This is a genomic window from Paraburkholderia sp. XV, assembly GCF_020177535.1.
In the GTDB taxonomy this organism is placed as follows: Bacteria; Pseudomonadota; Gammaproteobacteria; order Burkholderiales; family Burkholderiaceae; genus Paraburkholderia; species Paraburkholderia caribensis.
In genome coordinates, this window is the sequence record NZ_JAGUUD010000006.1 from 153,902 (window position 1) to 178,640 (window position 24,739).

Genomic DNA, 24,739 nt, shown 5'->3' on the forward strand with positions numbered 1-24,739 from the left:
AGCTTAATGAACCTTGACCGTATCGTCCCCGTACAGTCGCGGAATAAAGCGCGGCGTGTGTGATGCGTACTCTCGCCAGGCGTCCCCGAAGCGCGCTTCCGACTCGCGCTCTTCCTGGATTGCGAGCCTGAAGTACATCAATACGAGTACCGGAAACATCACCAGTGTGACAAGCGTCGGCCATTGCAGCAGGAAGCCAAACATGATGACGACAAATGCAACGTACTGCGGGTGCCGGATTTTTGCGTACGCGCCCGTTGTCGCGAGCTGTCCGACGCGTTGTGCCTCGTACAGAACGTGCCACGCGGTCGACAGCAGATAGAATCCGCCGAAAATAAAGACAATGCTGAGAATGTGCGGAAGCGCGAAATGTGGGTCGCCGTGTCGGCCCGTCATCGTCCACCAGATGTGTCCGGAGTCGTGTGTGAACAGATTGGTTTGTGGAAACCGTGTCTGTAACCAGCCCGATAAAAGGTAGATGGTGAGCGGGAATCCGTACATCTCCGCGAAGAGCGCGACGACGAAGGCCGAAAATCCGCCGAATGTGCGCCAGTCGCGCCCGGTCGCCGGCTTGAAGAAGCTGAAGGCGAAGATAATGAAAACCAGCGAGTTGATGACGACCAGACTCCAGAGTCCGTAGCCGTTACCGATGCTGCTCATGGTCGCCTCCGTGTTCCGATGAACCTTCTTCATTCGCTGGACTGCGATGGCCATGACCATGTCCGTGATGCATGAAAAGATGCATCAGGGGGCACGAAAGCAGCAAAAGGTACGGCAGCACGCCAAGGAAATGCGCTCTGTGCTCAGAAAAGAGCAGGAACAACGCAATAGTCGCGAACACCAGCAGCGCAATCGCCGACCGTGACTTCCAGAAGGGGCGCGAGCCGTGCGTGGTCTCGTCCATGGTCACCTCCGGTTAGATATCGAACCTACTTGCCTGTAGGCGGAGTCTGCGCAGACTGCCGGTCCATCATCGCCTGCATCATCATTTGCATCATGTCGAGGCGCATTTCCATCATCTCGTGCTTCTGGCCTGACATCGGCATCCCGCTTGAATCCTGCTTCATCATGTCCATCATGTGCATGCCGTTCTGCATGGACTTCATCTGCTCATCCATCAGCGCGGCGCGCTCTTCGGGCGTAGTCGCGGCCATCATCTTTTCGTGCATTGCCTGCATCTGCTTCATCTGCTGGTCAACGCCTGCGAGTTTTTTGCTCTTTGCCGACGGCGCACTTGCTGTCGCCGGGTGATGCGCTTTGTGGGCGACGGCATCAGACGCCGGTTGAGCGCCAGTCGCAGCTCCAGCGTGCAGTACGAGAAGCGACGCAGCAATTAGTGCGAGCCGTTCTGGAAAAGTCATTCGTGCCTCCGTGAACACGGTTACAGGCAGCCGCCTCTGTGCCTGCTACCTTGAATGTATCGCCGCGCAGGGTGCGCTAGTTGATTTAGCTCAACCGAACCTTTCCGCTCAGACGGCCTCGCAACAGGCCTCGGCACGGAGCACCACCAAGCGTGGCGCCCTTGCAGGACTTGATGTATGTCAAGCCACCGAAGCGGAAGCCGCCGCAAGACGAAATGACACAAACGTGCGCCGTGGGCGCGAGAGTTGGCACGTGAATCTGTCGAATCGTAGGAGTCTCCCTATGCCAGGCAGCCAGAATCTCCGATGGCGCCCGACGCTTGGTTCGGACGGCTTTTCACGGTCCTGAATGGGAGACGAAGGGAAAAACATCGGCGAGTTCGTCGTCTTCGTCGTCAAGGGGCGGGATATCCGCCACATCGCTCACGGCGAACCTGAATGCGAGGCATTGGCAGACTGGCCGATGTTTACGACTGGAGAACATTGGCCACTGTCCTGTCAGTCGGCTACCGTTTGACGCGTAGGCGAACCGGGCGGCTTGATGTATGTATCTAGACGAAGTTCCGGGCGACTTGGTATTCGGGGTCCACAATTACATCAGTCGCCGCCCTTTTGCCGTGGTAACTTTTCTGGAAGAACTCAACCATGCCCAGGCCGCTCGCGTCGCCCACGGTCAGCCGCGTCCTGCGCACGGGCACCCTGGTGACTCAAGAGCTCGATGCACGCTTGGGTCGGTCCCCGGACTACGCTGCTGAAAACGAGGCGCTGCATGCGCTGGCGAAAGCGTTGACTGCGTCGCACTCAGCCATGCTTCAGACGCTGGTTGATACGGCCCTGACGCTGTGCGATGCCGGCAGTGCCGGCATCAGCCTGCGCGAAGCAGGCGCCGGCCGGGCGTCCGCGTACCGCTGGGTTGCGGTCTCGGGTCATTGCGCCAACCAGGTCGGTCACATCATCCCATCCGGCGACAGCCCCGGAGGCGTCGCGGTAGCAGTCGGCGCTCCGCAGCTCTTTGCTTTCCCGAAACGGCATTTTGCCTGTCTGGCCAGCATCGTTCCCGAAGTCACTGAAGAACTAGTGGTGCCGGTCCCGGGCACGCCGGAGCCTTGGGGGGCGCTCTGGGTGATGTCCCATGACGACGACCCGCACTTCGACAGCGAGCATCGCCGCATTCTCAAGAGCCTGGCGGATTTCACCTGCGCCGCGCTGACCATCGCAAAAGCCAAGGCCGACGCCGAAGCGCGCGCCGTAGAGGCCGAGACGGCACGAAATGCGTTGTCCAAGGTCGCATGCGCCAAAGATGATTTCATCGCCACGCTGGGTCATGAACTGCGCGGTCCGCTTGCTCCTATTGATAGCGCGCTGGCAGCCGCGCAAAAGTTGGCGGCCGGCCGTCCCGCCGTTTTGTCAGCACTGGCCGTCGCCAACCGGCAGGTGCAGCAGCTCAAACGTATCGTCAGTGACCTGCTCGACGCTTCACGGGTGCGTCACGGCAAGCTGTCAGTGCGGCCTGGCCGCATTGCTGGGCGACATCATGAAGGACGCTATGGCCGCTGTGAGCGACGAGGTCGAGCGACGCCAGCACCAGCTTCGCGCAACACTGCCTCCGTATCCCGTGACGGTCTTTGCTGATGCGCCCCGACTGACGCAGGTCATCTCGAATCTTCTGGGGAACGCGGTCAAGTACACGCCACATGGCGGTGTAATTACCGTGAACGTGGACGCGCCCGAGTCGGGGACGATACCTGAACACCATTCGACGCCGCGCGAGCTAGTCGTCACCTTCCGTGACAACCTCGTGGGCATTGCCCCCGACGAGTTGCCACGCGTCTTCGACCTGTATGCGCAGTCCCCCTCCGCTCGGACGGTGGCAGAAGGCGGCCTCGGGCTGGGGCTGTCTGTCGTGAAATATCTTGACGATGCCCACCAGGGGCAGGTGTCTATCACAAATGACGGCGAGGGCAAAGGGACCGAAGTTGTCTTGCGGTTACCTATTGTCCATAGAAGCGACATTGAACACGCCGCGCCGACGACCCACGGAATACAGCCTGCCCGTATCCTGCTCGTTGATGACAACGCGGATGCGACGGAGGCACTGGCAATGCTCCTGTCACTGGACGGTCACGAGGTCGAACGTGCGCGAAACGGCCCCGAAGCGCTTTCCATTGTTGACTCGTTCACGCCGGATTTGGCGCTGACTGACATTAACATGCCCGAAATGGACGGCCATGAGCTTGTCCGACGGCTCAGACAGATGCCGCAATGCGCGTCAACACGCCTCGTGGCCCTGACGGGATACGCCGGGACGCGGGGCGCCGGGTAAAAACGTACAAATCCTGTGTCGGAGTATCTGGGTAATCGAAGACAGGCTCGGGGCCCGTTGCTGGGATTGCTCGAAGAGCTGGCTGACGGCTCACCGGAAAAACACGAGTGGCCACCCGAAACTCCGCACGCGCCGACGCGAAACCTGGAACGTGAAAACGGCCTTGGCACGTGGTCGTCTTCCACTTTGAGCGAAGAACCTCCGCGGACTATTGGACTTTGCTATGCGCGTATCCGTCGCGGCATCGAGTTAATTCGAGCGCAGCAGAATATGCTGCAGCGGCTTCGCCGCCTTGATGTGGATACCTGCGGAACAACTCCACGACAGCCTGATGCATAGCGTTGCGGTACTTGTCCTGTTAGAACGCGTCAATTACGAGGATGCTGCGGTGCTATGCGTCCAAGGCGGTAATCGTGAAGGAGTTTCTCGAGGAACTCCATGAAGAAGGCCGGAAAGCGGCTGACATGTGGGTGAACTCGGAAGAAGCGCTTCGGCAAGGACCCGTTCACGGGCGAAGAGCGCTGGTTTGATGTCAAGCCGGCGACGGTATGGTTGAAGGTGCGCGCGCTGAAGAAGCTGAAGGACGCAGCGGCATAAGCACCCCCGCCGCTTGTTAGAAGGCCCGCTTTTCGAGCAGGCTTTTTTAATGACATCTCCGACGTAACGCGGTCCGAACTCGCTACGGCAACTGTGCCCCAATGGCAACCCAACGCCTGCGTGTTCCCAATTGTTGGCTGAATTTTCCGGCGTCCAAGACTGCGGTGGGTCAAACGCATACCGCAGCATTGGGTTCACGCCTATACTTTGCTTTCGATGACGTCAACGAATTGAAGTGACCCAATGTCGAATCTCGCCATCAGTTCGCTTCCGCAGGTACACGCCCGTGCGCATCTCATCGCCGACCGGATTGACCTCAAAAACTTCAAAATCACCGATTCACTCGCCACCACACCGCTGACGGTCACGGTAGGCGGCGCTGACGGCATCGCCATTCTTTTCAGGTACGGCGTCGTCGTGCTTTTTGGTGTGTCGTTCGGTGATGAGCAACGGTTTCTCTCCTCGTTAGCTCAGTTGCTGTACAACGCTTACGGACGACCTCAACTCGAAGAAATCGCCATCCAGAGCGGCAAGACGAACGTTGGGGTGCAAGGCGGTGCGGTCTGGCTCGATGCGCTGACGTTGGAAAAGGCTCAGGTGATAGCGGACAGCCTCAGCAAAAGCCTTGTGCTGTCGATGTATGAAGACAAGACCGCGAGCGAGTTCGATAGCATCATTCCGTTGGCATCGGAACTGGCGAAAACAGGAAAAGTGAGCGCGGACGCCAAAACGCTGCTCTCAAAAATTGGCGGGATGCTCCTAATCGAACACCGCATGGTCGGCCGGGCTGAAATCGGCGACAAGCCGGAGACCCTTTGGGAACACCCGGAGCTCGGCGGCCTTTATGCACTATTGGAGGACGAATACGAACTTCACGAGCGACAAGCCGCGCTTGAACGCAAGCTGCAGCTAATTTCGGGAACTGCGCAAACCCTGGCCGAAATTGCGGAAACCAAACACGTTCACCGCCTCGAATGGTATGTCATAGGCCTTATTGCGCTTGAAATCGTGATTGGTTTGGCGGACCTGACGCATAAGTTTCTTTTCTGAGTCCTTTCGCCTGGCCGTCCGTCGTGCTGCCCGCAGAATCCTTGCGCCCGGCAAATACGAAAACGCCCGGACTTCGCTGGCATTCGCAACTGAGATTAACACGGCATACTTGATTGACGAGCGGGTCGACCAACGCACCCATCTGAGCAGGGACAGTGCCGAAGGTGCTGACCTGCCCGTGGTCCGACGAGATGACGTACTCCAGCGGTGTCCCGATTGTCGCCGCTGAGTCGTAGGTGCGTCTCTCAACACGCTATTTCTCCACCAAAGGAGCTCCGTCATACTTTGCCCACGTTTGGGGGCATTCCCATCACGACAAGGCACGACATGTTGACACGCCAAGCTATTCATTCGGGCGCATACCTGGAGAACTTTGAGTCCCTGCCAGATTTGTGGTCGCGAGAACGCATCGAAGCATACCTCGCGGAGACGATGCGTGACCAACCGGCGGAGGCAACTGACGTCTGGATTTTCGCTTACGGGTCACTGATATGGAATCCGACGGTGAAAATGGCTAGCAAACAGGCTGCAACGCTGCACGACTGGCAGCGGAGCTTCTGTCTTCGCATGGTTGTCGGCCGCGGCAGTCCGGATAAACCTGGGCGCATGCTTGCATTGGAAGCCGGTGGTCATACGGATGGTGTCGCATCGAAACTCCCAGAAGACACCGTCAACGAAGAGCTCCTGCTCGTATGGATTCGCGAGATGGTGCTCGGGTCATACCTGCCGAAATGGGCACCGGTGACATTCAGGGATGGCGCACGGACACACGCATTGGCGTTCGTAGCCGACACCACACGCGACCAGTTCGAGCCCGATTCTTAGGTGACGACCGTTGCACCGTTTATCGCGTCTGCCCCCGGCAATTTCGGCACCAACGTCGAATACCTACACAAGCTTCATGCTTCGCTTGAGGCGCATGGCCTGCAGGACCCATACATCGATGCCCTCTCAAACGCGACTAAACAATTTCAGCTGAAGCCGGCATGCGACCTTCGCGGCGTCCACGAATGACTCCCCGAGGGTAACCATATCGTCTGCATTGCCTCCGTTACCGAAGGCGAGACGGCGGCGAACTGGAGCATCGAACCTGGCGATGCCCGGAAGTATCGAACTTCCAGAGCCACAGGATGAGCAGCAAGCGGCCTGAGAATCTGATACAAAAGCACAGAGACCGGCAGCCTGCGCGATGTACATCGCGCAGGCTTTAGTCGGCGTTCAACGCGGCGACACGCCTCAGGCATTCGTCGAAAAGGTCTTTATTCTTGCGCCTGAGCTTCCGCAAGTCCACCAACACCGCTTCAAACCGGGTCGCCTCGGTACTATGTTTGATGTCGTCAATTCGCGCCTTGATGTCGAGGAACGCGTCGATAGCATCGTCACGTTTTACGTTGCTCTGCCTTATGAGCGAGTCGAGGGCGTCGGAGATGCGGCCAAGCTGCTTGCCGTAGCTCTCCTTGCTGACAATTGCCCGCTCCGCCGCAGGATTGCTCGAATTCGTCTGATTGACTACCAGACCCGCAAATGTCCACGGCAGTATCGACTGTTGAAGGTGCTGCGGTGTGGCAAAAAGCGCTTCCGCGAATGGGGATGGCCATAGCATGGCCGACCACGGCCACGGTATGTCTCGACTATCTGGTGGCATGTTGTTCTCCTTCATACCAACGACACGTGTGCCATTCGTCGCGACAGGAGCGACGGCTGAATGCGTACCCGGAAACGCGTGTGTCGAATGCCGCCAGTAACAATCGTCTATGCGAAAGAATATTGTCTGTTAGGTGGCGCACGCGTGCGACCAGATAGCATTGCCGTCAACGCACACAGCATAGGTGTTGATGCTTCGGCCGGCCGAGCTCAAAGAGTCTGGCCTTCGATGGAGTTCGCATGCCGCATTCCTTGGGCAATCGGCTTCGCTTTGGCCCGGTAAGTCGGGAAGCAGCAGCTGCCGCATTGTGCCATCTCTTGAAGCCGGGGCGGCTCTACTGTCCGGACCGACCGCAGGAGGCGTAGAGTTCTCGGAAGTGGCCGGCTGGCACGTTAGCTCATCGCTGAATGGCGCCCTTAATTATCCGGGGCTCGGTCTCAGCTCACACTGACGAACCTCATTTCGAGCGCGTCCCTCACGCAGTATGGCGCATGAGACGGGCACGCTTCCTTGGGGCCTTGCAAAGACCTCAGGCACAGGCGGCTGGTTGAATACCAGAAAACAAGGGTGAGCTCCTCGGCAGTCTGCACATCCGGGCATGCCACCATCTCGGTTTGGAGCCAAAGGGGCTGGCGCGTCTGCTCTCAGATGGAAAGAGTGACCTGTTTTTCCTCTACCCCTCCTCTCGACCCGTTGCCGAGTCTGAGTTAAGCAGCAACGTTCGCCGAAACCCTAGGACAGATATCGTTTGCGAATCGCGTAAATCCGCTGTAAGGGCCTGGGCCAGATTCTTTTGCGACACAAGTTATGGGCATTTGTTACAACCCATTCAACATCAACGTGTTAGACGACCTCTCTGGGCCACTTTTCGTTTGCGAGCCACCAAGTCACCTGAAATCTCACAATGCAAAATCATCGCCCGTGTCACAAAACCGCATGCTGCATGGCAACGCGGAAGCGATGCACATGAGGAAAATACGTTTCGCTACATGAAATGAAACCAGCAAACTATTGATTTTAAGTCGATTTTTATCCGTTCGCCGCACCACACTCCGTGCTCGCGGCCATCTCCTGATTCGGTACTCTCTTATACAAGAGGTGGAGACTCGACGACGACCAGCCGACCGATCGGCGAACCGATGCGACCCGCCCAGTGCTTTTTCATACCGCTGGAGAAAATCAGATGTTGCACGTTTATGTCGAACCCGTACCGAAGGGCCGATGGGGGCCCATAGATGGATACACCGTCGAATTCAAGGACGGCACCAAGGTGACCCCGGAGATCTACCGCTCGGAAAAGCTCGCCGTCGGTGAGATCAAGCTGCGCGGCTATGTGCCGCTTCTCGCGAAGGTGCGCATCACCGACAAGGCCGTCACCGAGCACTGGCAGGCGGACGGGCAACCACTGCCGCAAGACTGACGACGACCCGCCGCGCACATTCGCTGCGCACAACGCGTGCTTCGCGCCCGTCCTCCGGCGAAGCACGCGCCCACCCCGCATGAAACATCCCCTTCCATCTGGCTGGCGCAACAGCGCTGCCTGACATGCCGCGCGGATAAGCAGGTACCGCTCCGCGCGCCGGTCGATATGAATATGATCGGTAAAGGTAGCCTGCATTCCGGCCGGATCGACGAGGCATGCGTGGCACTCGGCGAGACGCATCGCAAGCGGCAGCGCCCTGCTCGACAGCATGACCCGGCGCGTGACATCGACAGCGCTCGAATCGGGCATGTGCCAGCGACGCATCGCGCCGACCGCCTGCGACGGCGACAGCCACCATCGTGTTTCCGCATAGACGAGCAGATGCAGCGCGACAATCAGCGTAAGCAGTTTGACCTGAGCTTCCACGTCGCAGTCGAATGCGGCTTGAGTCATGCGTGCGTTGCTCATTTTTCGCTCCCCACGAATCGATGCACAGCCGCGAGCATGAAACAGGCCCGACGCCGCGCCACGTATTACAGTGGAGACTTCCATCAACGCCATGCCGGAGACGCCGATGAGCCGCTATACGACAACCGAACTCGACTCGCTTGCCAGGCAGTTCGACGCCGACGGGATGGTCGTGCTGCGCCGTCACTTCCCCAAAGATACCTTGCTGAAGTGGCGCAAGGCCTTCGACGTGCTGCTCGAACAGCGCCTGCGGGAAAGTGCGACGGCCGTCAGAGGACCGAACCGGCATTACATTACGCTGCCCTTTACAGGCGAGTTCGCCGATGAAGCGATTTTCGCCGACCCCGACGTGCTGGGCATCGTGGAGCGTGTGGCGGGCGACGAGCCCGTCATGTGCCAGCTCGCTTCCGACACGCCGCTTCTTGGCTCCGACTATCAGGACGTGCACCGCGACACGCCCGCTCTCTTCGATGGCTTTCCGGAAACGCCGTCGTTCCAGCTGGCCGTCAATTTCCCGCTATGCGACGTGACGCCCGAGAACGGACCATTCGAAACCACGCTGGGCACGCATCGCATGCCCGACAAGCAAGCGCAGGAAGCGTATCGAACCGGGCAGGCGCCGATGCACACGATCACCATGGAACTGGGCGACGTCATGATCCGGGACGTGCGCGCGCTGCATAGAGGAACGCCGAATCTGACGAAAGCGCCCCGCCCCATGGTCGTGATCGGCTATAGCCGCAGCTGGTACTTCCGGCCGGAAGTGAAAATCGATGTGCCGGAAAGCGTGTATCAGCGCCTCAGCGCCACAGGCAAACGGCTTCTGCGCTATATGCCGCGCGTGGACGACGCCGATGCCGGCGCAGCGGGTGAAAGCTACACCAAGTTCGCCTATTGAGCGGTTCCTTACGGTGTAGCCTGCCTACTTCGCTGCAGTGCGCCCGTCGTTCTCCACGCCGTCAGCCTGGGGCCCATGCGCGCACGCTTCAAGCGCGACGACGGCTTTCTTCGCCACCGCCATCGTTTCGTCACACACGGCGCGCCGCACTGATTTCGGGCAACCGCCGTTTGCGGCGATCTCGTTGAGTGCGCCTCTGGCCTTCCTGAGCGCGGCCTCCGGAGAACCCGTATCCGCGATCAGCCGGGCGATGTTGAACACGCTGCCCGACGGCAGTATCACGTAGTCGGGACAGGTGGACTCGGCGTGGACGGGCGTCGCAACAAGCAAGGCGAATGTAGGAGGAACAAGCCTGGGAGCGAGCGTGCGAACAAGCGCGGAAACACGCCCAGTGGAGCGAAAATTGATCGGCATGACGGGCGACCTCCGAAATGGACATCGACGCTGGCGCCGGTTGAACCGGCTAGTCCGGGCCCTTTTCTGATCGTTGACTGGCAGCGACACGCAGATCGCATTTGCATCAAACGTTATAGCTGCGCAGCCTTAACGATCGCTTACGCCCGTTGCATTCTTAGCTTTCCGCCTGATCTGACGGCTTGATGGATTGGTCCGTCAAAAGTGCGGGTGACATTCGAACGTGAGTTGCGCCTCGTGGGTTTCGAGCGCCCGCACGCCCCTGGACGACTCCGACACGACGCTTGGCACCTCGCCGCGTTGCGCGCAAAAGTTGCTTGCGCTCTGCATGACTGCCTTGTGAGACCTCGCCCACGCCGCGTTACCGCCCGCCGCCGATGCGTGCAAGGTGTATCGCCCTGCATCGCCCGTCTCGACGACCGGGCTGGAACTCGCGCACGCCTGCATCAGCAAGGGCACGAGCGCGACGATCGCTGCACTTGCGGCGCGCCGCCGCGCCACGACTCTCACCTGTTGCCTGATCAGATCGACCAGCGCCGACAGGACTTGGTTGACTCCAGACATAATCACGACAACCTCTAAGCTGAATGCTCGCACCTGCACGATGCGGTGCGCGACGATTGCGAAGTATGAATTGGCCCCGTCTCGCGATCAGCTATCGAAGTTGCAACACAGTGTTCGCCCGGTGCACGCTCCCAATTCAGCCCGACGTCTGCCGAGCGTTTGCCAGGAACATGTTCAAAGCGCTTCCTGACACAACGACATCATCCGTTGCACCATCGTGCTCGCTTCGTTCAATTCCATCTCGCTCGTAAAGAGCGCATTGACGCTGGACAGACGCACGGCGATGCCCGCATCCAGCAGATCCTTGCTGGCAATCTTCAACGCGAACTGGCCGATTCTGACGCGGTCGAGCCAATCCATCTTCACATCGTTTTTCGCGAGCCAGCGGCGGCAACATTCGACGACATGATCGACGCGCCATTCCTGCGTCAACGCGTACGACGCTGCCGCGATGGCCACGAGGTAGCAAAGCAGTTCTGGACGCGCGCTGCCCGCGTCATTGAATTCGGGTTTGAGCATGGGTTGTGGACCTCGATTCTGTTCGGCCTGTCTTCAGGACGTATGTGCTTTTGCACCGAAAACAACCTGCGCACATGGCAGACGGGTCGACTCCGATGAGCGCCCCGTCGCACCCGGTTCAGCGTGCCTAGCCGAAAGTCTACCCCTTTTTGCGCCCCCGCCGATTTGATGAGCGTCCCTTCTTGCGCCAACACAAACCGGCCGCCCGGTCAGCGCAGCGCCTGTCGTACGCCGAGCGCGACGATCACGGCACCGCATGCGCGGTCGATCTATTCCTGTGCGCGGCATACGCGCCCGACACGGCCTCATGCGACAGAAACAGCGCGACGCCGACGACATAAGCCGAGAACACGGCCGCCACGGCGGAGAAATCGATCATGGAACCTCGATGAATATCGATTGAAGTTGCGAGTCCGGAGAGACGGCCACCATGCCATAACGTAATCCGCTATGCGGCTGATCTGCATTTCACTGCGAAAGTCCGTTGTAAATCGCATTGCATGCGGATAACAAAGTAGAAATAGTTGCTTCGTGTTGAGTGTTCTCCCTAATAGCATCGGGTTCCTTATTAACCATGTGACTTCTACAAAAAAGGGAATCCAATGAAGCGTGTTGTTCTGGCCAGCGCCGCAAGTCTTGTCGCTGCATCGCCCGCGCTCGTGCATGCGCAGAGTGCCGTCACGTTGTATGGACTCGTCGACGCGGGCATCACCTATACCAACAACCAGAAAGGCGCGAGCAACATTCAGCAGACCAGCGGCAAACTCAACGGCAGCCGCTGGGGCTTGCGCGGCGCCGAAGATCTCGGTGACGGACTGAAGACGGTCTTCACACTGGAAAGCGGCTTTCGTCCGAACGACGGCACAGCGGCACAAGGCGGACGTCTGTTCGGCCGCCAGGCGTTCGTGGGCCTGCAGAAGACGGGCATCGGCACGGTGACGGTTGGCCGGCAGTACGAGCCTGTGACCGATCTCGTCTCGCAGTATGCAGGCCCGGGCTTCTGGTCGCCGTCCACGCACATCGGCGATAACGACAATCTGAACCAGACGTTCCGCGTGAACAATGCAGTCAAGTTCCGCAGCGACACGATTGCGGGCTTCACCGTCGACGGTCTCTACGCATTCAGCAATCAGGCGAATAGCAGCAACGGCACGGGCTTCAGCAACAACCGCGCATGGGGCGTGGCGGCGAACTACACGAACGGTCCGTTTTCGATCGGCGGCGGCTATAACGTATTGAATCATCCGAACGCCGCATCGAACACGGGTGGCGCGATCGGCGGCGCATCGACCACCTCCGGCGACGACTACAGCGGCGCGTTCTTCTATGGATTGAATGGCGGCGTCGTGCGTCAGCAGATCGCCGCAGCGGGCACCAGCTACGCGCTCGGCGCGGCGACATTCGGCTTCGCATGGAGCCATACGCAGCTCGACTACAGCGACGGCTCGTCGCGCAAGTTCAACAACTACGATCTGAACGCGCGCTATCTGTTCACGCCCGCGCTGACGCTGATCGGCGTGTACACCTACACGGATGGACGCGCGACCAATCTGCCCGGCACCAACGGCGCGAACCTGAAGCCGCGCTGGCACCAGTTCACGCTTGGTGTCGATTACGCGCTGTCCAAGCGCACCGACCTCTATCTGTCGGCGGCGTATCAACTCGCAGCGGGCGATGCATCGACACGCGTCGGCACGGGTTATCAGAAGATCGCCGCGATTGCCGACGCCGGCACGGCTTCATCGACGAACCGTCAGGTCGCAGTGTTCTCGGGTGTGCGCGTGAAGTTCTGATAGTTCTGGTATGGGCTCGAATGCGTCACCCGTGGCGGGTGACGCAAGCACTCGATTCCGCGCGCTCGACAATGCGCCTGCGTCGACACATCGAGCGCGAAGACGCGTTCATCGCAGATCAACGGACGCGTTGCGAGCCAGAGCGCACAATGCCGCCCCGCTGCCACAGCAATTGACGCGCGCCGTCACACGTATCAGGTCAAGACGTTGCCGTTTCGCGTGCATAGCGCGAAACGGGCCGCGCCAAACCGAGGTTCTCGCGCAGCGTGCGCCCTTCGTACTCGCTGCGGAACAGCCCGCGTCGCCGCAGTTCCGGCAGCACGAGCCGGATGAAATCGTCGAGGCTGTTGGGCAGCAGCGCCGGCATCACGTTATAGCCATCCGCACCGTAGTTGACGAAGCGCTCTTCGAGCGCATCGACAATCTGCTCCGCCGTGCCGACCAGTTGCCAGTGTCCACGCGCGCCCGCGATGCGCAAATACAGTTCGCGGATCGTGAGGTTTTCGCGCCGTGCGAGTTCGAGCGCCAGCGACTGGCGGCTCTTGCTTGCGTTGGTTTCCGGCAGTTCCGGGATCGGGCCGTCGAGCGGATAGCCGGACAAATCGAAGCCGCCCGTCACCGTCGAGACCAGCGCGAGCCCCACGGCGGGATCGATCAGCGCCTGAAGCGCGTCGAACTTTTCGCGTGCCTCGCTTTCCGTCACGCCGACAATCGGCATCACGCCGGGCATGATCTTCAGATCGTCCGGCTCGCGGCCATACGCCGCCATCCGGCCTTTGACGTCCGCGTAGAATGCGACGGCATCGTCGAGCGTCTGCTGCGCGGTGAAGATCACTTCCGCCGTGCGCGCGGCCAGCGCCTTGCCCGCCTCGGACGAGCCCGCCTGCACGACGACGGGCCGGCCCTGCGGCGAGCGCTCGACGTTCAGCGGCCCGCGCACACTGAAGAACTCGCCGCGATGGTCGAGCACATGGCGCTTCGACGGATCGAAGTAGCGCCCCGATGCCTTGTCGCGCACGAACGCGTCTTCGTCCCAGCTATCCCACAGACCTTCTACGACCTCGGCGAATTCGACCGCGCGCTCATAACGCCGCGCATGCGCGAGATGCTCGTCGAAGTTGAAGTTCTTCGCCTCGTGCGCGCTCGACGACGTGACGAGATTCCACCCGGCGCGCCCGCCACTGATGTGATCGAGTGACGCAAACTTGCGAGCGATGTGATACGGCTCGTTGAAGGTCGTCGATGCCGTTCCCACCAGACCAATCCGTTGCGTGACGGCAGCGAGCGCCGACAGCAGCGTCAGCGGCTCGAACTGCGCGACATAGCTGTGTGCCGTGCGGCTCAGAAAATCGACGTTGTCGCCGCGCGTGCCCGCGCCGTCCGCGAGAAAGACCAGATCGAACTTCGCGGCCTCCGCGGCCTGCGCGAGCTGCACGTAGTGCCGGAAATCACGCCCGGCGTCGACCAGCGAGTCGGGATGCCGCCATGCGGCAATGTGATGCCCCGTCGGATAGAGAAAAGCGCCGAGGCGAAGATGACCCTTGCGTGAACTCATGACTGGAGAGAATAGGCGTGGATGGGCGTGAATGGGCGTGGACTCAGGCACTCTTGCGCCATAGCCGCGCATTGTCGGGACGCGCGAGCCCAAGGTGCTCGCGCAGCGTCGCGCCTTCGTAGCCGGTGCGGAAGAGGCCGCGCTTCTGCAGGATCGGCACGACGCCGTCCACGAAGTCCTGCAGACCGTCCGGCAACGCATCGGGCATCAGATTGAAGCCGTCCGCTGCGCCGCCGTTGAACCAGTGCGCGATATCGTCGGCGATCTGCTCGGGCGTGCCGACGATCACGCGATGCCCCGTGCCACCCGCCAGCGAGCGGATCAGTTCGCGCACCGTGTAGCCGTGACGGCGGCCCTGCGCGAGGGTCGCGTGAAAGAAGGTATGGTTGCCGTTGCCGCCGCCGGGCAGCGCGAGATCGTCGGGCAACGGCTGGTCGAGTTTCAGGCGCTCAGCGTCGATGCCCAGCGTACCCGCGAGGCGGTTCAGGCTGTAGCGCCACGGAATCTGATCGACCAGTTCGTCGCGGCGGCGCAGCGCCTCGGCCTCGGTCGCGCCGATGATGGTCGTGAGACCGGCGAGCACTTTCACGCCGGGCCGCCCGTATGCGGCTGCGCGCGTGTTGAGATCGCGCCGGTACGCCGCCGACTCCTCGAACGACTGTGACGCCGAAAACACCGCTTCCGCGTGGCGCGCGGCGAGATCGCGGCCATCGGGCGAACCGCCCGCCTGCACCAGCACGGGATGCCCTTGCGGCGAGCGCGGCAGATTCAGCGGACCTTGCACATCGAAGTGCCGCCCGCGATGCGCGACGGGATGCACTTTCGAAACATCGACGAAACGGCCACCCGCCTTGTCGCCGACGAACGCGTCGTCCTCCCAGCTGTCCCACAGCGCCTTTACGAGTTCGGTGAACTCGGCAGCGCGCTCGTAACGCTGCGCATGGTCCGGCACGGCGTCGCGGCCGAAGTTGCGCGCGGATGCAAGATCCGCCGTCGTCACGACGTTCCATCCCGCGCGTCCGTTGCTCACATGGTCGAGCGTCGCGAAACGCCGCGCGATGTTGTACGGTTCGTTATAGCTCGTCGATGCCGTGCCGATCACGCCGATGTGCGTGGTCGCGGCCGCGATGCTGGCGAGCAGCACGGTCGGCTCCAGCGCGGTGATGGGGCGGAAATCGATCTGGTCGACGATCGCGGCGTTATCCGCGAGAAACACGGCATCGAGCTTGCCCGCTTCGGCGATCCGCGCGACGCGCACATAGTGATTGACATCGACGAAGGCGCGCGGGTCGGCGTCCGCCAGCCGCCACGCGGAAGGCACGAAGCCTGAATGCAGGATGTTCACGTTCAGATGCAATTGGCGCGGCGTCGCCGGTGCCGTGTTACGGCTCATCGAAATTCTCCGCTGTGTCGGGTGCGCCTGGACGCGCACTCATGATGCTTTCACTGATGCGTCAATGCACTTTCGGAAAGCCGTGCCGCTCGGCAAGCAGATCGAGGATGCGGCGCGTGTCGGTGATGAAGCGGCGGTCACCCAGCGTTTGCGCATCGGCTGGGGCGGGTTGCTCGTCACCCAGCACGAGCACGGGCAAGCCTTGATGCGCTTCGTCGAGTGCTTCGACGACGGCCTCGCGCGGACGCTCGAACGGCACGCGCCGCACGTCGAGCCGCGCGACGCGCGCCGGGTCGCTGGCGAGCAGCCCTTCGATGGGCGCGCCGTCGGGACAGATGAAGCGTTCGCCAGGATAACGGGGATCGGTAAATCCGGGTTCGAGCAACAGAAGAAGATCACGGCTCATCGCGCGAGGCACCTGATTGGAACGTAACGCTGGTATTGTCGAATGCGGCGCTTGCACGCCGCCACGAAGAAATCGCCACATCGATATGTCGTGGCGCGCTATGCGCGTTCGCGCGTACGAATCGCCCTAGAAAACACGGCCTTCCGTCAGATGCGTCGTCACGCCGTTCAACTCGTAATCGCCGATCACGCGCGCTTTGTGCAATAGCGGGTTGTGGCTGAAGATGGTGCGCAGATTGCGCCAGTGACGATCGAAGTTATGCGCACGCGAGGTCGCCGATGCGCCGCCCGCTTCGAACATGCGCTCGGCCGCATACAGCGCGAGCTTGCTGACGATCAGCTGCGTGCGCGCCGTCGCAAGCGCGCCTTCGAGCACGCGTGCCTCCGCATCGGGCTCGCCATTGCGGATCGCCTGCGACGAGCGCTCCAGCACGCGCGCGTTGTCGCGCACCAGCACGTCGATGGTATGGCTGTGTGCCGTCAGATCGCCGATCACCTGCTGGATGAACGCGTCTTCGCGCGCCGAGGGCGCCGGACTGTGCAGTGCAGGACGGCCATGCCGCAGCACGTAATTCGTCGCATCCGCGACGACGTTGCGCACGATGCCCGCGCCCACTGCGACGAGATGCAACTGCCGCAGCGCGCCGCCGTGACGGCCGGCCAGGGTCGTCTGCACACGCGGCGTGACTTCGTCCGCGAGAACCAGCAGGTTGTCGAATTCGAGGCTGCCGCTTGCCGTCATCCGCTGGCCCATTCCGTCCCAGTCGTCGAGCACGCGAAAGCCCTCGCGTTTGACGGGCACGATGGCGATCACAGGATTGCCGTTCTCATCCTGCAGGTTCAGCCGCGCGAAGTCGGAGAACGCCGTGCCCGTCGCGTAGTACTTGCGGCCGCTCAACCGGTAGTGCTCTCCATCGCGGCGCAGTTGCGTCGTGATCTCGCCGGGACGGGACGTGCCCAGCTCCGTCGACGCGCCGCCGAAAATCGCGCCCTCGGCCACACGCTCGATCTGCAACGCGTTGAACGCCGTGCGCGGCGATAGCAGCAACGACTCGGTCTGGTCGAAATGAATGCGCAGCGCGTGCGCGAGGTTGCTTTCCCCGGCAGCGAGCGTGGCTATCACGTCGAACACGTCTTCGAGCGAGCCGCCCAGGCCGCCCCACTCGACGGGCAACCGCAAACGCCCAAGCCCCGATTGCCGGAACAGCGCGAAGCCGTCAACCGGCAACTCGCGCTGCGCCTCGCGCGACGCCGCGCCTTCGCCGATGGCTTTCGCTAGCGCGGGCAAGCCGGCGAGCGTCGTCTGCAGGCGTGCACGTGCGGCACGATCCGTGAGGTCTTGAGCGGGCATTCGTGGTTCCTTGTTCTGGACATGCGGACCGGCATGAACATGCCGGACGTCGACGTTTTGTCGACCAATGAGCGTGCCAGTATAGGGACGGCTTCTTTCCCGGTTAACGACCGATTTTCGCTTACGTTATTCGCGTGAGTGCAATGAAGAAACCGATTCGGCTTTGCGACGATCCAGCAGCGAAAGCGCAGCAAACGCTGCGCACCGGATTCGTCCGGGTCCGATCAGGACGTGAGTTCCCGCACCGTCTGCTCCGTCGTCCACAGCGCGTGCGCGAGATAACGGAAGTTGATCATCGCGGCCAGATAGCCATCGCCGTCCGGCAATCGCGGACCTGCCGTCGCGTCACGCACCACGGCAACTTCGAATCCTTGTTCGATCAACTCGCGCAAGTGCGATTCGATACAAAGATTCGCCGCCATGCCGGCGAGAATGATCTGCGACACACCCTTCTTGCGGAGTTGCAGCGCGAGGTCGTTCGTCTCCGGACCATACACCTTGTGCGGCGATGCGATGATGGTTTTGCCGTCGAGAATGTATGGCTTGTACTCGTCAAGAAAGTCCGCGCCCGATCCCTCGAAATCCTCCAGCGTGTTCGGCCCTTTGCGATCGAACATACAGATGTTGTGCATCACCTTTTCCAACGGACCGCCAAAGTGCCACTCGTGGTCGCACGGATAGTAGTAATGCGGCGAAATCGCCACGGTGAGGCCCACCTGTTTCGCCGTCTTGAACAGTTGCCCGAGATTTGCAACCGTATTGTTCTCGGTGATGCTCGGTCCGAACACCGGCCAGCTCGCCCCTGACGGACTCAGGAAATCGTTCTGCGGATCGATGACTACCAGTGCCGCCCTCGCGGGGTCCAGTTTGAAGCCGGTTTGCGGCAACGCCGGATTGGCCGGGTCGGCGTATGGGTTTGCATTCTCTTGCGCTGCCTGGTTCGCGTTACTCATAAAACCCTCCGTATAAAAGTCACAACATGGGAATACGGCAACCGCGCAAAGTCCGGATGCGCATCAAATATAGATGACCGGTCGCTTTATAAAAATCGCAAAAAAATCAACGAAGCATGCGAGGCAATACAACCTTCTCGAAACGCTCGTATGCGTTACCGCTCTGCTCGATCTTGCCGCGCATGACTGCGCCTTCGTAAGCCTCGATCACGATCGCCGCGAGTTCGTCCGCGTTCTGCTTGCGGTCCAGTTCATTGCGCTCCTGCGCCTCGCGCAAGCAGACTGCAAGCGCCTCTTGCCAGCGCGCAAGCAAGGCCAGAAGTTTCGAGCGCGCCTCGTCGCTGGCGTTCGACAGTTCCAGTGAAAGATTGCCAATCAGGCAACCCAATGCGAAGTCGCTCTTGCTGTGATCGTCCGTCAATGCGCGGAAGAATTTCGCAATGCGCGCGAGCGGCCTGATTCGCGCGTCGTACAGAATCGGACCATGACGGTCCTCGATGGACTGCCAGTAGTCTTCGAGGATTTCGGCCGCAAACATCTCCTTGCTTTCGAAGTAGTTGTAGAACGAGCCCTTCGGCACGCCCGCAGCCGTCGTGATGTCCTGCACGCCGCAGCCGTTGAAACCACGGTCGTGAACTACGTCGCGCCCAACTGAAAGCAGGCGCGAACGCACTTGAGGATTGGCAGGACGTGGCAACTTCGTGATCTCCGCTGAATCGATGGATAACAAGATAACCGGTCATCTATTTATTGTCAACTTCACCGCCGAATTCGGCCGGCCCAGCCGATGTGATTGCATCAACGGGCGCCAAGGCGCTCGCTCATCGGCCGACGCGTACGGAACGACGGCTTGTCCATGCCGGCATGCGCCTGAACGAACAACGTCCTTTCGATCGCGATCCTGTCCACCTTGCCCTGCTCGGTGAGCGGTATCGCTTCCGTCTCCGACAACCTGACCGCGTTTGCCACCAGCTCGCCGAACGCCGCTTTCAGGGCATGCGTGCATCGCGCGACATCCACGCGCTGTCCGGCCCAAGGCTCGACGACGGCGTTCCATGCATGTTCGCCACCCTGGGTATTCGCCGCGAATGCCACGGCATATCGCACGTCGGGCAACCGGCAGAGCACATCTTCGATATGCACGGGACCGATGATGCGCTGATCGATTTGCGCGACGTCGGATGAACGGCCCATCACATGAAGATAACCTGCATCGTCGATCAAGCCGATATCACCCGTGAGGCACCAGCCGTCCTTGAACTTCTGCGCGCTCTCGACGGCCTGATTCCGGTATCCCCGCGCCACGGCAGCCGACCGGACTTCGATGCTGCCAGCGCGCCCGTTGGCCGCGAGCGTGCCGTCGGCGCAGCGCAGGCGCACGTCGACGCCGGGCCGGATGCGCCCGGCGCTGTCCAGACGCGCTGGATTCGTCGCGTAGTCGGGTGGCGGCAGCACGCTGACGAGTCCCGCTTCGCTTGCGCCATACATATGCGCGAGCACCGGGCCGAGACGCCGGGCCGCGCGTTGCCGCAGGGCCGCGGGCGCCGAGCCGCCGACATGCGCAATACAGCGTAGCGACGACAGATCGCGACGGCCGACGTCCGGGTGATCCATCATCGCGAAGAGTTGAGGCTCGACGAGAAATACATCCGTGATGCGTTCAGACTCGATCGCTGCAAGCGTCGCCCGCGCGCTGTACTCCCGTTCGAGCACGACACTGCCGCCGCCGATCAACGTCGTGTCGACCAGCACTTGCGACAGGTACGCGAGCGGTCCATTGATCAGTTGACGCCGCTTGCCGTTGCGCGCCGACATCACCATCGCGGAATAGGCGGCGAACGAGCGGCGGCTCGCTTTCGGCACGCCCGTGGTGCCGCCAGATGAGACGATCACCCCAAGCTCGTGCGGCACGGCCCGGCTTTCTAGCGGTTGGTCCGACTGCACGCTGGCGAACCTGTCGAGATGCACCCATGGACTCTCGTAGCCGACAGAAACGATGCGCTGATCGACGGCGTCGCGGACCAGATGAGCGGTCTCCGGAAACACGACGAGCAGCGTCGGCCTGATTCGCGCCAGCAAGATCGCGCGGCTTTCGGCACGCGCCAGCGCAGGCAGGAACATGGTGGCCGCGCCGAGCAGGTTCGCCGCATAGCGGACGGCGAGCGCATCGGGGCGATTCGGCGCATGGAGCGCGACCACCGCGCCACGGCCTATGCCGAGTGCGCCGAGCGCTCGCGCGTAGCGGTAAATCGCGCTGCGCAACTCGCCTCTCGTGACGTCTTTTCCCTGATAGCGGATGACGGGTTCATAGGCACGCGTTTTCAGCTCGCTCAGTAGTGCATCGACATACGGGCGATAGATCGTTTCTGCATGGGCTTCCATGTGGTTCTCCTCAGATGACGTCCCGAATGCGGGCTCTGTTGAGAACATCTTGCCGTTGCAGAATGAGACGGGAATTAGAGAACGGGAAAGATGAATGCGACCCGGGCGGCAGCGCACAGCCGCATAACGTCGGGCGTTAGTCGAGGATCGGATGCGACGTGCCGGGAATCGGCCATCCCCGGTTGTCGGTCGGCACGAGCTGGGTCTGAAACGCGACGAATAGCGCCTCGAAGCGCCCGTCCACTTCGACCATCACCGCGCCGTCCTGAAACGCGCCGTTCTCCGACGAGTGATCCCTCACGCGGCTGCCCGGCTGCGGCTTCGGATTGCCCTGATTCATATGCGTTTCGTGCAAGCCGTCGTGCCCGGGCTCGAACAGGAAGCCGAAGCCGTACACGTTGACGTTCTTCGCCGGCTTCCAGCCGCGCCGCATGTCGTTGCCGCTCTTGCCCGGATACAGATAATCGACGGGCGCCGCCGACATATCCAGTTGCAGCATGTCGTTGACGAGCGCGTTGATGTCGTTGTGCGCGTTCGCGGTATCGAGCGTGATGGGCCGCATGGCCGACAGATCGACCAGACGCGGATCATGCACGTAGTCGAGCTTCGGAAACCCGGTCTGAGTCAGGCCGGGCGGCAGCTTGGAGAGATCGGCCGCCATCGGGTGATCGAAGTACTGGCGCCACGAATACAGCACGTGATAGCCGGCGGGTCCCGTCAGCGAACTGTCCGATTTCACATTCGTGACGATCCGGAACTGGCCGCCCGCCGGATCGTCGACCACGATCACGTAGTGCGGATCGCCCTTGTAGCCGTCGAGAAAAGGCACGCCGAGCTTCAGCGTGCCTTTGAACACGACATAGACGTTCTGTTGTGGCATATCGCGCTCCGTCGCAGGCCCAGCGGCGATTGCAGCGATCGCCTTACAGCAGCGCGATCACCCGCACATCGCCCTGCTCCGCCGACGCCACGACCTTGCCCGCCACGCGCCGGAACGTGATCGACACCGACGCGTCGCCGACACGCAGGTCGCCGATCTCGATCCAGTCGATGCCCTCGGGCAGCATCGGCTGTTCGATCAGCACTTCGCGTTTTTGCGCATCGATGGTCATGCCCAGACACGCTTCGAGCATCATGAACGGCGAGCCGGCCGCCCACGCCTGCGGCAGACACGCGACGGGGTACGCCGTGGGCGGTTCACCGCGACGGCGCGGAAAGCCGCAGAACAGCTCGGGCAGACGCATGTCGAAGTTGACGGCCGCCTGGAAGAGCGCCTGCAGCAGACGCACGGCCGCCGCCTTCGCGCCGTAGCGCGCGAGCCCGCGCGCGCAGAGGGCGTTGTCATGCGGCCATACCGAGCCGTTGTGATACGCCATAGGATTGAAGCGCGGCTGGCCCGCCGCCAGCGTGCGTACGCCCCAGCCCGTGTGGAAGAGCGTCGATTCGAGCGCGCGTGCGACGGCAACGCCGCGTTCGCGCGAAGGCAGCCCGAACGCGAGCAGGTGGCCCGCGTTCGATGCGAGCACGCGGCACAGGTCGCCCTTGCCGTCGAGCGCGATGCCGTAAAAGTTCGAATCGTCCATCCAGTACTTGTCTTCCACGCACGCGCGGATCGCCGTGGCGCGCTCCGTGTAGCGGACGGCGTCGTCGGACAGGCCGCGCAGCATCGAGAACTGCGCCATCGTGTCGAAGGCGGCGCTCGCGTAGGCCTGCACCTCGACGAGCGCGATCGGCCCTTCGGGGAAGCGTCCGTCCGCGTGAAAAACGGAATCGTGACTGTCCTTCCAGCCCTGATTCGCCAGACCGCCGTCGGATGCGCGCTGATAATCGAGCAGCCCGTAGATATTGCGGTCGCAGACGCCCGCTACCCACTTCGCCGCGCGTTCGAGCGCGGGCCACAGTTCGTCGACGAGTTGCGTGTCGCCCGTGCGCGCCACGTAGGCGCCCGCGAGCACGATGAAGAGGGGTGTCGTATCGACCCCGCCGTAGTACAACGCGAACGGCACCTCGCCCGTCGCCGCCATTTCGCTGCGGCGCATTTCGTGCATGATCTTGCCGACGGCGGCATCGCGGAACGCGGAATCTTCCGTCGCCTGATGCTCGGCAAGAAAGCGCAGCACGCCGCGCGCGAGGCCGGGTTGGAGCCACAACATCTGCAGCGACGTGATGACCGCGTCGCGCCCGAACGGCGTCGAGAACCAAGGAATGCCGGCATACGGATACGGCCCGCTGGCGAGATCCGTCGTGAGCAGGTTCAGGTCGGCCTGCGAGCGGTCGATCCACGCATTGAACAATGGGTTGCTCGAACGCACGCGCGCCGACGCGCGGCGCCGTTCGCGCATCACGAGGTGGGCATCGACGAGTGCCGCGCGCACGGCCGTGCGGCCCACTCGCGGCCGGGCCGCGTCGACCTGTGAGACGTGCAGCTCGGTGACGGTATGGGTTGATTGCGGCACGTCGATGTCGGGCGCGCCCTTGTGCGCCGCGACCTGCACGGCCACTGACAGATAGATCGACACGCACGCCTGGGCGGGGAGATTCACCGAATAATCGGCGCGGTCGGCGAGCAGCTTGTCGGGCATCGGCGAGAAAGCGACGCGCACGTGGCGCGTCACGTCGTCGAGTCCGATATAGCCGAGCAGCACTTCGTTCTTGTGCACGCGCGGCGTTTCGACCTTGCCCTGATTCGCGCGCTTCAGGCCGCGCACTTCGAACATGTCGCGGAAGTCGCTGGCAAACGAGATGGACAGCGGCACGACGGCGTCTGTCGTGCCGTAGTTGGTGAGTTCGATCGCTTCGTTCATGACCGTGCCCGACAGCACACGCACGCGCTCGACGTGAATCACGCCTTCCGGCGTGCTGTTGCCGCCGAGCGGCGGCAGCGGACGGTTGGTCAGATGCGCGGTGAATGACGTGTTGTCGCTGCTGACGCTGCCCGAGAGCAGCGAAGGCGCGCGTCCGCCGAAGGTGAGGCGCAGTTGCGACAGTACGCGGGTGTCATTGACGAACAGGCCGTCGTCGTGGCCCGTGACGTCGCCTAGGGGATCGTTGACGATAAACGTGCCGCCCGACTTCAGCACGTGCTGGGTTGCGCTCGCGACGTTCAGGTTTTCAGGCGCGATGAACACGCCGTCGGTCTCGTCGCCGCGATAGTCCACGCCGCCCTGATGGGACAACCCGCCGAGTGCTTCTGGATCCTGCATCAGCTTGCTCCTGTGCTAGTGGCTTCGTTTCGGTGATTGTAGAAGGTTCGTGGGATTACGACAGAGGATAGTGCCGCAGGTGCCACGATTCTTCACGATTTTTTCATCAAGATGGGGGCGAGGCGTGCTTGGCACGGGTCGTGCGGTCAGGTTTCTGAATGCTTCAGCTTCCTGGTGGGGGGCGGGATTGTTTCGCTAGCGGCGACTTTATTTTCGCGTTAATTGCTTCGCTATCCTGTTGAACTGGGACACGCTGGGGGCGTGTAGTAGTTCATTGTGGCGTTGGTCTTTTGTGCTTGCAGCCGCGTGATTTCTTTGTGCCTCTTCGTGCTTCTTTGTTCGGTGTTTTGACCGTTGTGCTGGCATCCGCGTTACGTTAGCTTGCTTCATGCGTCGCCCCTGTGCGGGGCGGCACCTACTTTTCTTTGCCGCCGCAAAGAAA

General features: G+C 61.6%; 23 protein-coding genes and 3 pseudogenes. 7 read left to right on the plus strand and 19 right to left on the minus strand.

What is annotated here, in order from left to right; translation table 11 throughout:
- Window positions 1–3: 3 nt before the first annotated feature.
- From KFO72_RS05605 to KFO72_RS05615, 3 genes are read right to left on the minus strand one after another with little or no spacing between them, the layout of a single operon-like run.
- A complete protein-coding gene (locus KFO72_RS05605) occupies window positions 4–660 on the minus strand; it encodes a methyltransferase family protein (protein ID WP_062917423.1) in 657 nt (218 codons plus the stop codon).
- The gene (locus KFO72_RS05610; RefSeq protein WP_082845455.1) at window positions 644–904 is read right to left on the minus strand and encodes a DUF2933 domain-containing protein; all 261 of its coding nucleotides are present in this window, start codon (window positions 902–904) and stop codon (window positions 644–646) included. Before KFO72_RS05610 ends, KFO72_RS05605 begins: the two co-directional genes overlap by 17 nt.
- Window positions 905–929: 25 nt before the next feature.
- The gene (locus KFO72_RS05615; RefSeq protein ID WP_062916791.1) at window positions 930–1,361 is read right to left on the minus strand and encodes a hypothetical protein; all 432 of its coding nucleotides are present in this window, start codon (window positions 1,359–1,361) and stop codon (window positions 930–932) included.
- A gap of 645 nt (window positions 1,362–2,006) precedes the next feature.
- Here KFO72_RS05615 and KFO72_RS05620 point away from each other — a divergent pair.
- The 4 genes and pseudogenes from KFO72_RS05620 to KFO72_RS05635 all read left to right on the plus strand — a co-directional run bounded on the left by KFO72_RS05620 (window position 2,007) and on the right by KFO72_RS05635 (window position 5,331).
- Window positions 2,007–2,993 carry a histidine kinase dimerization/phospho-acceptor domain-containing protein gene (locus KFO72_RS05620; RefSeq protein ID WP_225031604.1) on the plus strand — a complete coding sequence of 329 codons (987 nt, stop codon included), beginning with the start codon at window positions 2,007–2,009 and terminating at the stop codon, window positions 2,991–2,993.
- Window positions 2,977–3,684 carry an ATP-binding protein gene (locus KFO72_RS05625; protein ID WP_225031605.1) on the plus strand — a complete coding sequence of 236 codons (708 nt, stop codon included), beginning with the start codon at window positions 2,977–2,979 and terminating at the stop codon, window positions 3,682–3,684. The genes KFO72_RS05620 and KFO72_RS05625 overlap by 17 nt, the downstream gene beginning before the upstream one ends.
- Window positions 3,685–4,161: 477 nt before the next feature.
- Window positions 4,162–4,281, plus strand: a pseudogene (locus KFO72_RS05630) (DNA-binding protein); the annotation flags it as partial.
- 243 nt (window positions 4,282–4,524) lie between these two features.
- Window positions 4,525–5,331 (plus strand): RMD1 family protein, encoded by an 807-nt coding sequence (locus tag KFO72_RS05635; RefSeq protein WP_062916794.1) that lies wholly within the window; start codon window positions 4,525–4,527, stop codon window positions 5,329–5,331.
- 22 nt (window positions 5,332–5,353) lie between these two features.
- Here the strand turns inward: KFO72_RS05635 and KFO72_RS05640 are convergent.
- Window positions 5,354–5,548 (minus strand): annotated as a pseudogene (locus KFO72_RS05640) (NADP-dependent glyceraldehyde-3-phosphate dehydrogenase); the annotation flags it as partial.
- Window positions 5,549–5,763: 215 nt separating this feature from the next.
- On the opposite strand from KFO72_RS05640, the pseudogene KFO72_RS05645 reads away from it, so the two are divergent.
- A pseudogene (locus tag KFO72_RS05645) lies at window positions 5,764–6,345 on the plus strand (gamma-glutamylcyclotransferase).
- A gap of 193 nt (window positions 6,346–6,538) precedes the next feature.
- Here the strand turns inward: KFO72_RS05645 and KFO72_RS05650 are convergent.
- Together KFO72_RS05650 and KFO72_RS05655 are read right to left on the minus strand one after the other, a co-directional pair.
- Window positions 6,539–6,991 carry a hypothetical protein gene (locus KFO72_RS05650; protein WP_225031606.1) on the minus strand — a complete coding sequence of 151 codons (453 nt, stop codon included), beginning with the start codon at window positions 6,989–6,991 and terminating at the stop codon, window positions 6,539–6,541.
- Between the two features lie 1,072 nt (window positions 6,992–8,063).
- Window positions 8,064–8,867, minus strand: a complete 804-nt coding sequence (locus tag KFO72_RS05655) for a hypothetical protein (protein WP_225031607.1) — start codon at window positions 8,865–8,867, stop codon at window positions 8,064–8,066.
- A 106-nt stretch (window positions 8,868–8,973) separates the two neighbouring features.
- On the opposite strand from KFO72_RS05655, the gene KFO72_RS05660 reads away from it, so the two are divergent.
- Window positions 8,974–9,765, plus strand: a complete 792-nt coding sequence (locus KFO72_RS05660) for a phytanoyl-CoA dioxygenase family protein (protein WP_225031608.1) — start codon at window positions 8,974–8,976, stop codon at window positions 9,763–9,765.
- A 24-nt stretch (window positions 9,766–9,789) separates the two neighbouring features.
- Here KFO72_RS05660 and KFO72_RS05665 read toward each other — a convergent pair whose 3' ends face one another.
- The 4 genes from KFO72_RS05665 to KFO72_RS42010 all read right to left on the minus strand — a co-directional run bounded on the left by KFO72_RS05665 (window position 9,790) and on the right by KFO72_RS42010 (window position 11,641).
- Window positions 9,790–10,026, minus strand: coding sequence for a hypothetical protein (locus KFO72_RS05665; RefSeq protein ID WP_225031609.1), 237 nt, complete (start codon window positions 10,024–10,026; stop codon window positions 9,790–9,792).
- A 351-nt stretch (window positions 10,027–10,377) separates the two neighbouring features.
- Window positions 10,378–10,743, minus strand: a complete 366-nt coding sequence (locus KFO72_RS05670) for a hypothetical protein (protein WP_225031610.1) — start codon at window positions 10,741–10,743, stop codon at window positions 10,378–10,380.
- A 174-nt stretch (window positions 10,744–10,917) separates the two neighbouring features.
- On the minus strand, window positions 10,918–11,262 hold the full coding sequence (locus tag KFO72_RS05675; RefSeq protein ID WP_054935140.1) for a hypothetical protein: 345 nt from the start codon (window positions 11,260–11,262) through the stop codon (window positions 10,918–10,920).
- Window positions 11,263–11,506: 244 nt separating this feature from the next.
- Entirely contained in the window at window positions 11,507–11,641 is a 135-nt protein-coding gene (locus KFO72_RS42010; protein WP_263627293.1) for a hypothetical protein, read from the minus strand.
- A 223-nt stretch (window positions 11,642–11,864) separates the two neighbouring features.
- On the opposite strand from KFO72_RS42010, the gene KFO72_RS05680 reads away from it, so the two are divergent.
- Window positions 11,865–13,055 (plus strand): porin, encoded by a 1,191-nt coding sequence (locus KFO72_RS05680; protein ID WP_054935142.1) that lies wholly within the window; start codon window positions 11,865–11,867, stop codon window positions 13,053–13,055.
- A gap of 199 nt (window positions 13,056–13,254) precedes the next feature.
- Here KFO72_RS05680 and KFO72_RS05685 read toward each other — a convergent pair whose 3' ends face one another.
- The 9 genes from KFO72_RS05685 to KFO72_RS05725 all read right to left on the minus strand — a co-directional run bounded on the left by KFO72_RS05685 (window position 13,255) and on the right by KFO72_RS05725 (window position 24,297).
- Window positions 13,255–14,610 carry an LLM class flavin-dependent oxidoreductase gene (locus KFO72_RS05685; protein ID WP_225031612.1) on the minus strand — a complete coding sequence of 452 codons (1,356 nt, stop codon included), beginning with the start codon at window positions 14,608–14,610 and terminating at the stop codon, window positions 13,255–13,257.
- 43 nt (window positions 14,611–14,653) lie between these two features.
- Window positions 14,654–16,003: an LLM class flavin-dependent oxidoreductase gene (locus tag KFO72_RS05690; protein ID WP_054935144.1), complete on the minus strand. Its 1,350-nt coding sequence runs from the start codon at window positions 16,001–16,003 to the stop codon at window positions 14,654–14,656.
- Window positions 16,004–16,064: 61 nt separating this feature from the next.
- Entirely contained in the window at window positions 16,065–16,409 is a 345-nt protein-coding gene (locus tag KFO72_RS05695) for a DUF3088 domain-containing protein (RefSeq protein WP_107201534.1), read from the minus strand.
- Window positions 16,410–16,535: 126 nt separating this feature from the next.
- Window positions 16,536–17,759, minus strand: coding sequence for an acyl-CoA dehydrogenase family protein (locus KFO72_RS05700; RefSeq protein WP_060606128.1), 1,224 nt, complete (start codon window positions 17,757–17,759; stop codon window positions 16,536–16,538).
- 224 nt (window positions 17,760–17,983) lie between these two features.
- The gene (locus KFO72_RS05705) at window positions 17,984–18,712 is read right to left on the minus strand and encodes a cysteine hydrolase family protein (RefSeq protein ID WP_225031613.1); all 729 of its coding nucleotides are present in this window, start codon (window positions 18,710–18,712) and stop codon (window positions 17,984–17,986) included.
- A 106-nt stretch (window positions 18,713–18,818) separates the two neighbouring features.
- Window positions 18,819–19,409 (minus strand): TetR/AcrR family transcriptional regulator, encoded by a 591-nt coding sequence (locus KFO72_RS05710; RefSeq protein WP_225031614.1) that lies wholly within the window; start codon window positions 19,407–19,409, stop codon window positions 18,819–18,821.
- Window positions 19,410–19,510: 101 nt separating this feature from the next.
- Window positions 19,511–21,094, minus strand: coding sequence for a class I adenylate-forming enzyme family protein (locus KFO72_RS05715; RefSeq protein WP_225031615.1), 1,584 nt, complete (start codon window positions 21,092–21,094; stop codon window positions 19,511–19,513).
- Window positions 21,095–21,230: 136 nt separating this feature from the next.
- A complete protein-coding gene (locus KFO72_RS05720; RefSeq protein WP_054935150.1) occupies window positions 21,231–21,974 on the minus strand; it encodes a DUF2278 family protein in 744 nt (247 codons plus the stop codon).
- Window positions 21,975–22,017: 43 nt separating this feature from the next.
- Window positions 22,018–24,297, minus strand: a complete 2,280-nt coding sequence (locus KFO72_RS05725; RefSeq protein WP_054935151.1) for an amylo-alpha-1,6-glucosidase — start codon at window positions 24,295–24,297, stop codon at window positions 22,018–22,020.
- Between the last annotated feature and the right edge of the window lie 442 nt (window positions 24,298–24,739).